Below are 15,429 nucleotides of genomic sequence, written 5' to 3'. Positions count from 1 at the left end.
ATTGCCTCCTAATTTAATCAACGTTATAGTTTATACATATAGTGTAGATTATTTATATTAACATTTTACAAGCTCAGCCGCATTATAAAAAGAACTAATTATGCGAATGTGTCTATTTAAACTACAAAAAAGGAGAAGTGTAGAATGAATGAAAAAGATCTTCGTGTTATTAAAACCAAACGCGCGCTGTCTAAGAGCTTTTATGATCTCTTAGAAAAACAACCCTTTTCAACAATTACTGTAAACCAAATTTGCAATGAAGCTTTGGTACATCGAACAACTTTTTATAAACATTTTTACGATAAATATGACTTACTCATTTATTTAATTACTTATTTAATGAAAGATTATTTTTCAATTGATTTTAAAGAACGTATTAACAATCCATTTACTATTATGGAAAAAACAATAACAGATATCGATGAACTTAACAAAGTTAAAGAAAAGCAAATAGAAGACAAAGATTTTGAACGAACGATTACAAATTATTTCATCCGTGTATTACAAAATGACATTAAAGATAATATGTCACGTATTTCTGTAGATCCGAGTGTTCCAATCGAACTGATTTTTTATGTATATGGCGCAAGTTTATTTGGTTTTATGGAGTGGATGCGCGACCACAATATCAAACGTCCCGCACACGAAATAGATGAAATCTTTCATAAAATGATTAATATCAAAGTAAAGACGTAAAACAATAAATTCACACCAAAAAGCCTCTCACTGCAAAGCAATGAGAGGCTTTTAAATTATTTTATAATTTTAATTAGAACATTTCTGAAGCGACTTTTTGTTCTAAGAAGTTTAATAGATAGTCTGGGCTACCTGTTTTAGCGTCAGTACCTGACATTTTGAAACCACCGAACGGGTGATAGCCAACAACTGCTGCAGTACATCCACGGTTAAGGTACAAATTACCTACATCGTATTCTTCAACTGCATGAATCCAGTTTTCACGATTATTAGTAATTACAGCACCTGTTAAGCCATAATCTGTATCGTTAGCAATGTCTAATAGTTCTTCAAAGTCATTACCTTTAACAAAGCCAACAACTGGGCCAAAGATTTCTTCTTGCATGATTTGGTCTCTTGATTTTAAGTCTGAGATGATTGTAGGTTCAATAAAGTATCCAGTAGTACCATCCGTACCACCACCGAACTCTAATTTACCTTCTTTACTGCCAATTTCAATATAATTTTTAATTTTGTCGAATTGTTTTTTATTAATAACTGGTCCCATGTTCGTGTTATTCTCAGTATTGCCTAATGTTAAATTCTTAGTTAATTCAACTGATTTTTTCAATACTTCATCATATACATCTTTGTGTACGATTGCACGAGAACATGCTGAACACTTCTGTCCTGAGAAACCAAATGCAGAACTTACAATAGATTCTGCTGCTAAATCAGTGTCGATATCTTTATCAACTACGATTGCATCTTTACCGCCCATTTCAGCAATAACACGTTTTAAGAACTTTTGTCCTTTTTGTACTTTTGCAGCTCTTTCAAAAATTCGAGTACCTGTAGCAAGTGAACCTGTGAAAGTTACAAAATGCGTGTGTACACTATCTACAAGATAGTCACCGATTTCTTTTGGATCGCCTGGTACAAAGTTAACAACACCTTTTGGTAATCCAGCTTCTTCTAAAATTTCAATTAATTTATATGCAGTTAATGGTGTATCTTCTGCTGGTTTTAAAAGTACTGTGTTTCCTGCAACTACTGGCGCTAATGTCGTACCAGCCATAATTGCAAACGGGAAGTTCCATGGTGGAATTGTAACGCCAGTACCAATTGGTTTATAGAAGTATTTATTATGTTCTCCTTCTCTATCCAATGTTGGTTTACCGTCCGCTAATTCCATCATTGATCTCGCATAGTATTCAATGAAATCAATACCTTCTGCTGCGTCACCTACAGCTTCATCCCATGGTTTACCTGCTTCGTAAACCATCACTGCTGAGATTTCTTCTTTACGACGTCTAATAATTGCCGATACTCTAAGTAAAAATTCAGCACGATCTTTGTGTGACCATTTCTTCCATGATTTATAAGCTTCATTTGCAGACTCAAATGCTTTATCTACATCTGATTGAGTTGCTCTTGAAACTTCTGCAATAACTTCAGTAGTATTGGCAGGGTTGATAGATTGATACGTATCTTTTGTGAATATTTCTTCCCCATTAATTACTAAAGGAATTTTTTGATTTAATTCACCTTTAACTTTCTTTAAAGCCTCTTTAAATGATTCTACATTTTTACTGTCTGTAAAATCGATACCTGGTTCATTCTGATAATTAACTACCATTTTTCTACCCCCATGTAAGTTTGTAAATAGAAAACACAAATGGAATTATTCCATTCTTAATTTTATTGTATATGTATCACACCACAAATGCAATCGCTTACAATCACTTTTTTTTAATTAAATCGTATCTAACCTATTTCGCATTATTCCCTAAAATTTGCTATTATATGCATTGATATTTATTGTTGTTATTGTATAAATAGTAAATGTTAATTTAATAAATTTTATTCTAATATTTACACTGAATTCTCATTACGTATGTTACTATTTAAACTTAAATATAATCATATCAATATTTATTTCAAAAATAAAAGAACAATCGAGAGGTTAAGCTATTTATGAAAACATATACGTCTGTTATTTTTTGGATGCGTACCATAGCTTGTTTAAGTATTGTTCTCATTCATTCGATTACAACCACGTTTTCCAAGATGGATTTTGTGGGACATGGCACTGCCATTAGAATATTTCAATTATTGCTAATGTTTAGTACGCCGTTATTTGTATTCATTTCAGAATTTTTATTAGCGAAAAATTATCATGTTAAAACAAAACCAGGTTTCTTTAAAAACAAATTGATTTATTTAGGTATCCCATATATCGTGGTTAATCTAGCTATCTCATATTTCTATTTTGAACCTAAGACATTAGAAGATTACTTTGGACATGTTTCAAATACGATGTTTTACGGTGGTGCTGTGACATACTTTATTGTAATTATTTTCCAATTCTATATATTACACATTCTCTTTGCTAAATACATCATCAAATGGAAACCTATTCCTGTAATTATTGGTGCAACAATATTCGCCACATTGTATTGGGCATTTAGAGAATTTGTACCCCCGTCAGAAAATCCAATTTTAGGATTGTTTTGGGGAAGAGAAGGTTGGATGCTCTTTTTAGGTTGGATTAGTTATTTCTTACTTGGTTTTTACACAGGCATATATTATGAGTCTCTCATGAAGAATATTAAAAAATATACTTGGCTTATTGTTTTTGGCACAATCTTGTCAGCGGGTATATTAATTAGTAACTATTTATTCGGTGTTAGTACTTGGGTAGAATATAAACGCTTTGATATACCATTTTATGTCACAATGGTGATCTTGCTATTTTTCTTATTCTCATCCTATGTAAAATATGTACCAAAATTCGTATTATTTATAAGTAACTACTCATTCTGTATATATTTAGTTCATTACTTCTTTGTCCATGATTTAGGTTTATTGAGAGCGGATAGTTCATTAAGAAACATTGCTTTCACTTTCATCCTCACAGTTACAATATCAGTTTGTTTAGCGTATGTATTCAACTTATTCAAACTCGGAAAATTTATGGTAGGTGGTATTGGACACATCAATTATGACAAAGTATACGAAAGTTATAAACACGGCAAAATGGATTAGTAAACTAACAAATTATAATGAAAAATTATATATAAAAATGCAATAATTAAAAGAGGACTAGCTAATTGTAAAATACAGCTAGTCCTCTTTCTTTATTTAATTATTCATAGTGTTACCGTTCATCAACTTACGTTCACCATGAAAGTCTCCCATTTAATTTCTTAAAATGACTTTGTTCCATTTTTATTTATCTTTACGATCTTGGCGACGTTGATACGTATGTTCACCAGAAGTCGATGCTTCTTCTTTATCATCGCCTAGTTCCCCTTGCTCTGTAAAGTCTCTGTCATCAGAATGTTGTTCAGGTGATTCATCTTTTAATTCAGCATTTCGCTCTTGATAATGATTGTCTGTATTGCTTCTATTATTTGAATGATTAACGCCTTCATAGTTTGGTTTATGGGCTTTTCTTACTAATAATAAAATACCAGCTACTAACCACAATAATGCGGTAATCCAATTAAATGTAAATACTGTAACAATTGCAATTAATATCAGTACTACACCTGATACCTTAGGAATTTTATTGATTAATAATGCAAATATAATTGCGATAATTGTACATACGATAACGGCCCCTAAAGCTATAATAAACAAACTACTCGCCATCTCTAATAATTGTGACGGTGTCATTTGACTTGATAACTGGTTAAATTCTTGACTATTATTCATTGATTGTATGAGTGAGTCTTTCACACTCGCATCATTTAAAAATGGCGTTACGATAGCCATTAAAAATATTAAGATAAACTGTAAGATAATGCCTACCCAGGTTAATATTTTTTCCACAGTTCTTTTCATAATTTTCCTCCTCAGGAATTTACTTCTTGCTTCATTGATTCTATACCCCACACAAATAACGTTATGCAATCTTATGACTACTCAATCTATTCTATTGTATTTAAACCTTAAAACAAACAAATTTAGTCCAATGAATATCAAGATAATAATAAGGGTATCTAATTATTACCTAAATAAACAAAGGAATGATTAGAAAACGCCATGAATAATAAACATAAAAGAAAAACAAAAAATCGTAATTTGGTCTATATTATCTCAGTAGCTATCATTTTACTCATCACTTTAGTTGCTGGTATTTTCCCAAAGGGGTTTGGAACATACGCACAACAAGTTTATGACTACATATCAAATTCTTTCGGATGGTTATTCTTAGTTATTATTTTTATTTTAGATATCTTTTTAATAGCGCTAGCTGTATCGCGTTACGGACGCTTTAAATTAGGTAAAGATGATGAAGAACCTGAGTTTTCTATGCATTCTTGGATTGGGATGTTATTTTCAGCAGGCTTAGGTGTAGGGATTGTCTTTTGGGGCGTGGCTGAACCATTAAGTCATTATTTACATTCCCCCTTCCCAGGTACGGTCGCAGATGAGTCCGCCGAGTCTACAAGAGTAGCAATGGGTTATACATTCTTCCATTGGGGGATTTCACAATGGTCTATATTCGCAATTGCCGGACTCACGGTTGCTTATTTCCAATTCAGAAAAAATCGTGACGGACTCATTTCAACAGCGATGGAGCCTGTATTTGGCGAAGCATATAAGCGTCCTTACAGAAACATCATCGATATTTTAGCTATTATTGCGACAGTGATGGGTATCGCAACTTCAATAGGATTAGGTATTATGCAAATTAGCGGCGGGTTAGAACATGTCTTCAACGTACCTAATAATAATATTACTAAAATCACAATTACTGTTTTAATGGTAGCTATTTTCTTAACTTCGGCAGTAACTGGTTTAAATAGAGGCGTTAAATGGCTAAGTAACATAAATATAGGCTTAGGTGCCTTACTCCTTATCTTTATGTTCATTTTTGGTGATTTAAAATTTATTTTCGAATCATACACTTTAGCAATTGGTGATTATTTGCGCCATTTTATTGAATATAGTTTACGTATTAGCCCATACACTGGAGACAATGGCTGGATTCAACAATGGACAGTCTTCTATTGGGCATGGGTGATTTCATGGTCGCCATTTATCGGGGGATTCGTTGCGCGCGTTTCACGGGGACGTACGATAAGAGAATTTATTGTTGGCGTACTCATTATTCCACCACTAATTTCATTTACTTGGATTGCTGGTTTTGGGGGCACCGCAGTTAAAATTGCACTCAACGAGAATGATAATATTGCTAACGTTGTAGATCAAGACTATACCGTAGCCTTGTTTGAATTATTGTCTAAATTCCCTCTTGCTGACATTACGAGTGCTTTAGCAATCGCACTGATATTTATATTTATTGTCACAAGTGCTGATTCAACAACACATATTGTCTCGGGCATGGCAACAGGTGGCATAGCAAATCCTAAGACGAAACACAAAATAATTTGGGGCGTTTTAATCGGGACAATTTCAGTATCTATGACAATTGCTGGTGGATTAACAAGTTTACAAACCGCCTCTGTCGTCACTGGGCTCCCGTTCTCTATTATCTTACTCTTAATGATTGTGTCACTGATGCGTGCGTTACGTAGAGAACCAACGAAACATTTTAAAATGACACATATAGATGATGACAAAGATTATTCAATTCCACTTGAACAGCGTGAAGATGAGAATACTAGCGATTCAAAAGATGATTCAGCAAATGATAAACAAAGCACTATTAGTAATGATAAAGAAACTGAATCAAACAAAGAACATAGAAAAGATAAAAAACACGAAAATAATAACGACAAATAAAATGATCCCCCTCCATTCTCTAACTAATGGAGGGGGATTTTTATAAACTTGGAATATACATATATTTAACTGTTATGACTTATTTTTGCTAAACTAACGATAAGTCTTAAATTAAGGGGATGGTTTTATGAATTTAGATAATATACAACCACATAAATTAAGAGAAATGATTAGTAATGGCGAGCTTACTGATCCTACAAGTGGTATGTCTAAAGGTTACGTACAAGCTAATGTCGTTATTCTACCTTCAAGCTATGCATATGATTTTTTAAGGTTTTGTTTTAGAAATCCGAAAACATGTCCACTTTTAGATGTATCAGAAAAAGGTTCTACCACATTTCCTTTCTACGGAAAATATGCAGATATTAGCACAGAAGTGGCAGAATATCGCGTCTATCGTTATGGAGAGCTTGTTGAATCACCAACAAATGTCACACATCTATTTAATGATGATATGGTTAGCTTTTTAATCGGTTGTAGTTTCACCTTTGAACATGCGCTATTAGAAGCCGGCATTCCGATTCGACATATTGAAGAAGAGCACAACGTACCTATGTTCATCACTGATATACCTGCAGAACCAAGTGGCGAATTCACAGGTAATATCACCGTAAGCATGCGCCCTATGACAATGCAGCAAGCCATTAAAGCAACTGAAATTACTTCGCGTTTTAAAAATATGCATGGGACTCCACTACATATTGGCGACCCGTCTAAAATAGGTATTGATAATATTACAAAACCTGATTTTGGAGAACCTGCCACAATAAAAGAAAATGAAGTTCCTGTCTTTTGGGGATGTGGTGTGACACCACAATCTATCGCTCTAGATGCGAAGCCAGAATTGATGATAACCCACGCACCAGGACATATGTTTATTACAGATATACTTAATAGTCAAATCAGTGATTAATAACTAGTTAGCTATTACTGTTTCAACTATCTCAAAAATAAAAGGACGTTTAGATTTCATTTGAAAAATCTAAACGTCCTTTATTCATCAATATTTTATAGTTCAACGCATTACAGCGTATGTTTTAACGGGATTCTATATCCTCTTGCGTTACAATTGGATAATTTTTGAAAATTTTAGAACATACATAGCCTACAATTAGACCAATAACAGCGATAATTGCGCCATAAATGAAAATTTTCAATGGATCATTAAACCCAAACATGACTAAGAAACCAGCTAGTGGTGTTGCCGTACCAGTTGCATCATTTACCATTCCAGAAGAAGCGATAACCGCACCTGCCAATGCACCACCTATAAAATTCGCAGTATATATTGGAACGGGATTCGCCGATACAATATCTGCTTGAGATAGCGGTTCAATACAAACAGCAATTCTTGATTTACGATCACCTAATTTCAATTTATTAAACATTGTGCCGTTAATAAATGATGATGAGAAAGAAACCATAGCAGCAATTGCCATTGGCATACCAGTCAGACCAAGTAATGCCGTTAAAGCCATAGAACTTAACGGTGCTGTTCCTACTACTGTAATAACACCACCAAGAATAATACCCATAATAATTGGGTTGATTTCTGTAGAACTTTGAATGATGTCACCTATTTTTAACAATGAATTATTTACTAATGGGGTAATACCCGTCGCAACTAATCTTGCTAATGGTGCAATAATTAAAATACCTACGATCAAATCTATACCATCTGGTACTTTTCTTTCCGCATATTTCATTAGATAACCAACAACATACCCAGCTACGAAACCAGGTATTAAATCTAGCCCTCCACATGACGCAGCTATAACTAAAGCATATACAGGTGAAACACCGATAGCTAATGCTACAAGTCCAGCTGCAGCTACACCGCCAAGACCTCCAGCAGCATCACCAAGTTCACCTAAAAATTTAATACCTAATAGGTCGCCACCTACGTATTTATGAAATGCCTCAACTAAGAATGTTGCTATTGCAGCATTTGCTAAAGCACCCATTGCACGCATACCCATAGGTGCTCGATATGTAAACAGTGTAAATAACGCTAATACTACAACTAAAAACAAAGTTCCAATTAATATATCCATCTTTGAAATGCCTCTTTCCTTTTCTTGAAGTAGTTATGTTTTCTGTGGAAATAATTGTTTCAATTCTAACTATAAGCGGATTTATCGATTCCTTTCTAAAAATCAGATTCATCTATCTTATATATTAATCTACAATTATACTACTTACCTTTTCACTCACATTTTATATCTTAACACATTTCACTATTATATTCCGAACAATTTTATTATTTTAAATTTAAGCTCCGCGGAATATTTTTCTACATTGTTTTAATTTGTTTTTTAATATTACACGATTTAATGATAATGACTATTGTAGATTATTTTTATATTTCATGATTATTTACACTATGTACAAGAAAAAAGCGGTGGTAACATCCATTACGTAATGAATGCTATCATCGCTTTTTATCTATTAATTATCTATTTTACTGATAGGTTTAGCTGGCATCCCGACTGCTACTACATTTGCTGGAATATCTTTCGCCACAAGGCTACCTGCCCCAATGACTGCTCCATCACCAATCGTAACACCGGGTAAAACTACAACATTGCCCCCTAGCCACACATGATTTCCAATGAAAATCTTTCCGCCATCCATAAAATAACAATCATGATTTACAAATACGTTATTTCCTAAAAAAACATTATAGCCATAATCTACTTGGAATGGGCTTAATATTTCTAAATTATCTGGCTTGTCATTGAGTAAGTCAGTTAAAATTGCATTGCGTTTTTCTGAATTGCTCGGCTTTGTGTGGTTTAATTCAAAGCAAAGATCTTTCGCTTTATTTCTTTCAACATCCAAAGCTTCATCAAAGTTAGCGTCATACCATTCACCTGCTAACATCTTTTCTTTTTCACTCATACATTTACCCCTCCCTCACTAAATTTCGTCAAATACACCTACGTATTCTAGCACCTTTTACAATTTATCCTAGTTGGATAAGTAATTGATACATTATTGTTCCGGCATAATTACCTATTACATAACCCAATGTGCCAATAATAAGTATCGGTCCCACTAAACCAGACCAGCCTTTTCCAATAGCTAATGCTGCTGCAGTAGTAGGTCCTCCCGCAGTTGCATTACTTGCTAACAATATTTCTTCAATTTTAAATTTAAAGAGCTTACCTAAAATAAGACTTAAACCTAAATTGAAAATCAAAATAATAATGACAAAAACAAACAACAATGGTGCAGTTGTAATAATTGTAGCAAATGAAGCCGGTGTACCAATGACTACAAAGAATATATAAATAAGGAAAGTACCGATTTCTGATGCACCTGCTAACTTCTCAAAGAAATCTCCCCAGACAGCAACAACGATTAATGTCAATGTTGTTAATAATAAATATGAATCACCAAAAAAAGATACAATAATTGTTAATATGAGATTACTTTTAGGTACCCATAGTTGTATCAATTCTGCTATTTTGAAACTAACTGCCACAAGCGCAATCGCACTTGCCATTGAAAATGCAATATCTAATAATTGAATTTTTTTCGGTTGCCAAAATGACTGATGTGTCTCAGGTGTCGTTTCAGTTTTATAATTAGTAGTAAAATGTTTTTTTATCCAAGGCATTGATGGAAGGGCTATAAGTAATATGAAATACAGTGCCATAACACTGTTATCAGCAACTACTGTCGAAGAAACCATGTCTCCAGGTGTTTGAAATTTAGAACTCAAAGCTGCAAAATTCACGCCACCGCCAATGTAACTTCCAGTCATCATGGCACCTATTTTAGAAAGATAAGGTATCCATTGATTTAAAGTAAGAAATGCGACCACTGTACCTATCATTGTCCCTACTGAAGCAATCATGAAAATGAATAATAATCGTCTACTTTCTTTCCATATCTTTAAAATATTTGAACTGAATAATAATAATGGAATAGAAAGTGGCACGATAAAATCCCATACCGTGTCATACACTGGTGAACTCGTTGGTATCACTTTAAAGTTTGATAAGAGCATTGCCCCCACCAGTGCTATAATTGCTCCTGAAATTGTACTTGCCCACTTGTATCGCTGTTCTAGGAATAAACTAACTGTTGCCCAAACTATAATAATAGCCCATAACGTCCACGTGTCATCTTTAGCTATAAGTGCACCTAATACCATGAACTTCCCCCCTTGAAATAAATTTTTATTTTAAGATATTAAATACATTTTAACAGCATTTTTCATTAATTTTTATAATTTTCTGAAAAAATACATTGTTTTGCTCTTTTTAAATTGATATTCTTGCAACTGTAGACAATAACAAGGGGGGATTTTTGCATATGAAAGAAAAAATTGGTTTAATCTTAGGACCATCACTTTTCATCATTTTTTATTTTATACCTAGTATTACAGGTTTAGCGGATGAACCACGTGCTGTTCTTGCAGTCACACTTTTTGTGGCTACATGGTGGATTACAGAAGCAATTCCCATACCTGCTACATCACTCATTCCACTGATATTACTACCTTTAAGTGGTGGTACAAATGAACAAGTAGCTGCGAGTGCTTATGCTGATCCAATCGTATTTATGTATATGGGTGGCTTTATTATCGCACTGGCAATTGAAAAATGGAATTTACATAAACGAATTGCTATGACCATCATTTCTTTGATGGGTTCAAATAGTAATCGTATTATTTTAGGTACAATGATTGCAACTGCATTTATTTCAATGTGGATTTCCAATGCAGCAACTGCACTCATGATGTTGCCAATTGCTTTAGCATTAATAAAAGAAATTAAAGATGCACAATTCCTCAAACCAGAATCAGCGCACAAATTCGGGAAAGCATTATTATTAACTGTCGCTTATTCTGCATCTATCGGCGGCTTAGCAACGCTTATTGGTTCAGTACCAAATGCAGTTTTCGCAGCCATCGCTTCCTCTACTTTAAATAGAGAAGTGTCCTTTGCGCAATGGATGTTATTCGCCTTACCATTAACAATTATATTGTTAATCATTTTATACTTATTAATGACAAAATGGTTATTTAAAATTGAAGACTCCGATAAAATATCATCAGATTTTGCAAAGAAATCTTTACATGATTTAGGTCCGATGAGTTTAGAGGAAAAATTAACAGGTATTGTTTTCCTTTTCGTTAGTATCTTGTGGATTGGTGGCGGTCTCTTGCCTGCTTCCTTAAACTTATCAGACACAGTTATAGCAATGTTAGGTGCTGTGTTACTCTTCCTTATTCCCGCTAAGTCATCTAATGGCGCGTTACTCGTATGGAATGACATGAGTAAACTACCATGGGGGATATTGTTATTGTTCGGTGGTGGCTTATCCTTAGCTGCTGCATTTGAAGATTCAGGACTGACAAAATGGTTTGGTGGTATGTTAGGTTTCGTCGAACCTTTACCATTAATTCTTGTTGTTATCGTATTGACGACAGCTATTTTATTCTTAACAGAAGTGATGTCTAATACAGCTGTTTCTAATATGTTAATGCCAATCAGTATTGGTTTAGCCGCAGCAATTAGCCAAGACCCATTTATTATTATGGGAATTGTCGCAGTATCCTCAACCTGCGCATTTATGTTGCCAATTTCAACACCACCAAATGCTGCTGTATTTAGTTCTGATGAATTAGAAATGCAAGACATGGTTAAAGCTGGATTTATTTTAAACATGTGTGCAATTGTTATCATCTCACTATTCGTATATTTCTGGTTACCTATTGTATTCGGTTTATAAATAGACGTTACTTAATAGTTTGTAACGTCGTGATACATCTAAGGTATGATATAATTTCGATACTAGGGACGCATGTCACAAAGTACAAAACGGTATAGAATAAGTATATAAACTTATAGAAGGAGTCATTTATTATGAAGACAATCATTAAAGGGGCCATCGCAGTATTACTGATATTAGGCGTAGTTAAAACATTCCAAGACCATGACGTACAAGCAGAAGTAGTTAATTATTATAACCAAGCTAAAAATGGTGAATTACTTCAAAGTATAGAAAGTGTGAATTTCGATTCATTAAAGCACTTACAATTAGATGATCTTATCCCTTCTGATTTCTTTTAAAGTTTATCAACTTTCTTCTAGATAATTACAGAACAAACGTTATCTGATATGCTGGGTGTCAATCTTGTCCCAATTTCGTATCGATAGTGTAATTGTTTTACCTTATTAACATAAATTTCAACAAATAGATTTTCCAAGACGACCTTCAAACGAATAAATTAAGCGCATCTCCTAATATTTAAAGGATATGCGCTTTTTTTGTGGGAAAATATAAATTTTTAAAGGGTAAGTGTAAAAAAAGCATAATGACATATTTCGATAAAAATTATATAGTAAAATAAAATAATACAAAAACAGGCTATGTAAATGAAAAAGACTATTATAAGTATTTTATTGTATTTAGCAATAGTATTAGGCTCTGGAACAATAGCAAATGCAGCAACTATCTATGCACAAGGTGGAATTTGGAATTATGGAGTAGGAAGCAAATATGTTTGGTCATATTACAGTAATAATTATAAAGCACATGGCTCTACAGCAGTGGGTAAATATAAATCCTATAGCGGAAAAACAAGAGCAGGTATCCAAGCTAGAGCATCTGCTCCAAAATCATTCTTCGTAAATAGAACATATTACAACGTTTACTAATAATAGCAAGGAAATGAATACAAATTGCATTCATTTCCTTAATTGATGAGGTACTGTATGAAAATAATAAAATTGACCTTAGATATTATAACGCTTTGTATCATTACTATATTAGTCCTGATATTCACATTAAGAGAAGAGGAAGAATTATTACCTGGTAGTCATACCATATTAAACATTTCTGCTTGGAATTATAGTCACAATAAGCAAGAAATTTATAAAACAATTGAATCCATTTCCCAAAAGGAAAATATAACAATCTATAAATCTATATCAAATACGAATCAAGACACATACAAATATATATACTCATTTAACGAAGAAAAACCAAAATTCCAAAATCATATTAAGTATAAATATATCAACTACGATACCCTTCTTAGTAAAGATGTCCGAGGGAATTATTTTGTAATAGGAGATTCATTTGATTCCGATAATATTAAACAGCTACTACAGGAAAAAGGCGTAGATTCAGAAATACTTAGTTTAAATAAATTCGTCTTATTTTTATCTGTCATAAATGATAAGGGGCTGCTATTCCCTATGGTTTCAATATTAATACTTTATATTTTTTATTTTTTACAAATAGCCAATATAAAATTCAAAGAATATGGTATTAAAAAATTACATGGTTATTCAATTTCAAAAATAATGTCTGAAGATATACGTAAGAAATGTTTATACTACATTTTCTTATTAAGTTTCTTTTTAATTTCTATAATAATTTTATCACTAGCATTGGACATTTCAGACAATACTTTTATTTTTATAGTACGTGTTTTCTTAGGCATAATCATTTTATTCAGCGTACTTTTTTTAATTTCACTTTGCTCTTATACACTATTTATAAAAACAGATATACCACTAATTATCAAAGGCAAAAAACCCTATACATTATTACGAATGATAACTGTATCGTTCAAGATAATTATTCTAATTGTATTAGCAATTTTGTTAGTACAAAATTTAAGTTCATATCATGAATTGAAAAAGATTAAAGAAACTGAAAAGTACTGGACAAAGTTAGATAATTATTACGTTATTGAAGTTGCACCACTTAAGTACACTCATTCAGAAGAAAGTGATATATCCAAAAAATTTCATAAATTAATCTCAAATACTGAAGCAAAACATGAATCATTACTTATTAGACACAATAATTTATATCATCCCCACCCTACGAATTACACTCCCGAAAATGGTAATGTTGTTTTTTTAAATAGCAATTTCGTAGATTTCTATAATAGTGCATTTAATAAACGATTGGAGCTTTCCAATTCTAAAAATACAATTGACTTATTATTACCAACTAAAGCGCATAACTTTAAAAAAGAAATTAAAAAAGATTTCAAAGATTGGATTAACTTCCAACAGGATAATAATCGAAATAAAGAAATTAACATGAAACAAACAAATGATAACTTTGAAATATACACTTTTGATACCAGATCTAGTTTAAAAAATAATTTTAGTAAAAACCCTCTAGTTGTATTAATAGATGCAACAGACCTAGGAGATAACTTTTATTATTCATCAGTCACACAAGGTAGTTACTTGTTTAAAGATTTTAAAAATACCAATAAACATTTGAAGGAATATGGATTAGAAGATGTTGTAAATGGCATTACAAATTACAAAGACATCGTATTAAAGGATTTTAAAGCACTTAACATAAAAATGCTTATTATATCTATTTCAATACTTTTATCTTTTATCACACTGGTATTAACAATAATTTTTGATATCCAACAATACTTTGAAAAAAACATGAAATTTTTAATGATAAGAAAAATACATGGTTTCAATTTGATTAAAAATCATAGTGAATACTTACTATTGAGTAATGGTTTAGTCATTTTAGTTGGTGTTATATCTATAGCAGTTATGAATAATAGCACAATCCTCCTTTTATTTATCTTTATTATAATTATTCAAATATTAATACAAAGTATATATATAAATAAGTTAGAAAAAAATAACCTAATCAATTTAAAGGAGTTAGAATAATGAGTAAAAAATTAACTATCGTTATTATTGTTATCATAATACTTGCTGTTACTACATTCCTAACAAATGATAACTTTGATAGATTTAACCCTTTTCTACAAGAAGAAAAATCGTATGCCATAGTTAAACAACACACACAGCAATATAACGATGTCACAGCGTATTCCAAGAATGGGGAAAAATTGAACTATAAATTAACATTCGGTGGTTATGATCCAAGTAAAAAGTTTGTAGAAATCATTCATAAAGGGACATACGTGAAAGAAATACACTATATTGAGAAACAAGCGCTCCCCAAAAATATTAGGTGATGATA

At 32.3% G+C, this 15,429-nt stretch carries 14 protein-coding genes; 9 read left to right on the top strand and 5 right to left on the bottom strand.

Annotated elements, in window-relative coordinates:
- Positions 1–144: 144 nt before the first annotated feature.
- Positions 145–696, top strand: a complete 552-nt coding sequence (locus ACP3TL_RS13795) for a TetR/AcrR family transcriptional regulator (RefSeq protein WP_069818170.1) — start codon at positions 145–147, stop codon at positions 694–696.
- A 73-nt stretch (positions 697–769) separates the two neighbouring features.
- Here ACP3TL_RS13795 and pruA read toward each other — a convergent pair whose 3' ends face one another.
- Positions 770–2,314, bottom strand: coding sequence for an L-glutamate gamma-semialdehyde dehydrogenase (pruA, locus tag ACP3TL_RS13790; RefSeq protein WP_069818169.1), 1,545 nt, complete (start codon positions 2,312–2,314; stop codon positions 770–772).
- Between the two features lie 338 nt (positions 2,315–2,652).
- On the opposite strand from pruA, the gene ACP3TL_RS13785 reads away from it, so the two are divergent.
- Positions 2,653–3,723 carry an acyltransferase family protein gene (locus ACP3TL_RS13785; protein WP_285336799.1) on the top strand — a complete coding sequence of 357 codons (1,071 nt, stop codon included), beginning with the start codon at positions 2,653–2,655 and terminating at the stop codon, positions 3,721–3,723.
- Positions 3,724–3,906: 183 nt separating this feature from the next.
- Here the strand turns inward: ACP3TL_RS13785 and ACP3TL_RS13780 are convergent, their stop codons facing one another.
- Positions 3,907–4,524, bottom strand: a complete 618-nt coding sequence (locus tag ACP3TL_RS13780) for a DUF4064 domain-containing protein (RefSeq protein WP_069833184.1) — start codon at positions 4,522–4,524, stop codon at positions 3,907–3,909.
- Positions 4,525–4,725: 201 nt separating this feature from the next.
- Between ACP3TL_RS13780 and ACP3TL_RS13775 the strand changes: the two genes are divergently transcribed.
- The gene (locus tag ACP3TL_RS13775; protein ID WP_069833183.1) at positions 4,726–6,432 is read left to right on the top strand and encodes a BCCT family transporter; all 1,707 of its coding nucleotides are present in this window, start codon (positions 4,726–4,728) and stop codon (positions 6,430–6,432) included.
- Positions 6,433–6,559: 127 nt separating this feature from the next.
- Positions 6,560–7,345, top strand: a complete 786-nt coding sequence (locus ACP3TL_RS13770; protein WP_069833182.1) for a putative hydro-lyase — start codon at positions 6,560–6,562, stop codon at positions 7,343–7,345.
- 124 nt (positions 7,346–7,469) lie between these two features.
- On the opposite strand, the gene ACP3TL_RS13765 is transcribed toward ACP3TL_RS13770, so the two are convergent.
- The 3 genes from ACP3TL_RS13765 to ACP3TL_RS13755 all read right to left on the bottom strand — a co-directional run bounded on the left by ACP3TL_RS13765 (position 7,470) and on the right by ACP3TL_RS13755 (position 10,594).
- The gene (locus tag ACP3TL_RS13765; protein ID WP_069818164.1) at positions 7,470–8,486 is read right to left on the bottom strand and encodes a PTS sugar transporter subunit IIC; all 1,017 of its coding nucleotides are present in this window, start codon (positions 8,484–8,486) and stop codon (positions 7,470–7,472) included.
- A gap of 394 nt (positions 8,487–8,880) precedes the next feature.
- Positions 8,881–9,333: a sugar O-acetyltransferase gene (locus tag ACP3TL_RS13760; RefSeq protein ID WP_285325732.1), complete on the bottom strand. Its 453-nt coding sequence runs from the start codon at positions 9,331–9,333 to the stop codon at positions 8,881–8,883.
- 64 nt (positions 9,334–9,397) lie between these two features.
- Entirely contained in the window at positions 9,398–10,594 is a 1,197-nt protein-coding gene (locus ACP3TL_RS13755; protein WP_069818162.1) for a DUF819 family protein, read from the bottom strand.
- 161 nt (positions 10,595–10,755) lie between these two features.
- On the opposite strand from ACP3TL_RS13755, the gene ACP3TL_RS13750 reads away from it, so the two are divergent.
- The 5 genes from ACP3TL_RS13750 (at position 10,756) to ACP3TL_RS13730 (ending at position 15,424) form a co-directional block, all read left to right on the top strand.
- Positions 10,756–12,177 carry an SLC13 family permease gene (locus ACP3TL_RS13750; protein ID WP_069833180.1) on the top strand — a complete coding sequence of 474 codons (1,422 nt, stop codon included), beginning with the start codon at positions 10,756–10,758 and terminating at the stop codon, positions 12,175–12,177.
- 134 nt (positions 12,178–12,311) lie between these two features.
- Positions 12,312–12,518: a hypothetical protein gene (locus tag ACP3TL_RS13745; protein ID WP_069818160.1), complete on the top strand. Its 207-nt coding sequence runs from the start codon at positions 12,312–12,314 to the stop codon at positions 12,516–12,518.
- A gap of 306 nt (positions 12,519–12,824) precedes the next feature.
- The gene (locus ACP3TL_RS13740) at positions 12,825–13,106 is read left to right on the top strand and encodes a lactococcin 972 family bacteriocin (protein ID WP_069818159.1); all 282 of its coding nucleotides are present in this window, start codon (positions 12,825–12,827) and stop codon (positions 13,104–13,106) included.
- 57 nt (positions 13,107–13,163) lie between these two features.
- Positions 13,164–15,113 (top strand): DUF1430 domain-containing protein, encoded by a 1,950-nt coding sequence (locus tag ACP3TL_RS13735; RefSeq protein ID WP_069833179.1) that lies wholly within the window; start codon positions 13,164–13,166, stop codon positions 15,111–15,113.
- Complete coding sequence (locus ACP3TL_RS13730; protein ID WP_069818157.1) at positions 15,113–15,424, top strand: YxeA family protein; 312 nt, start codon at positions 15,113–15,115, stop codon at positions 15,422–15,424. Before ACP3TL_RS13735 ends, ACP3TL_RS13730 begins: the two co-directional genes overlap by 1 nt.
- Positions 15,425–15,429: the final 5 nt, after the last annotated feature.

Source organism: Staphylococcus caseorum, from assembly GCF_049943195.1.
Classification (GTDB): Bacteria; Bacillota; Bacilli; order Staphylococcales; family Staphylococcaceae; genus Staphylococcus; species Staphylococcus equorum_A.
Note: the sequence above shows the minus strand (reverse complement) of the source record. Positions and strands in the feature narration are given on the sequence as shown.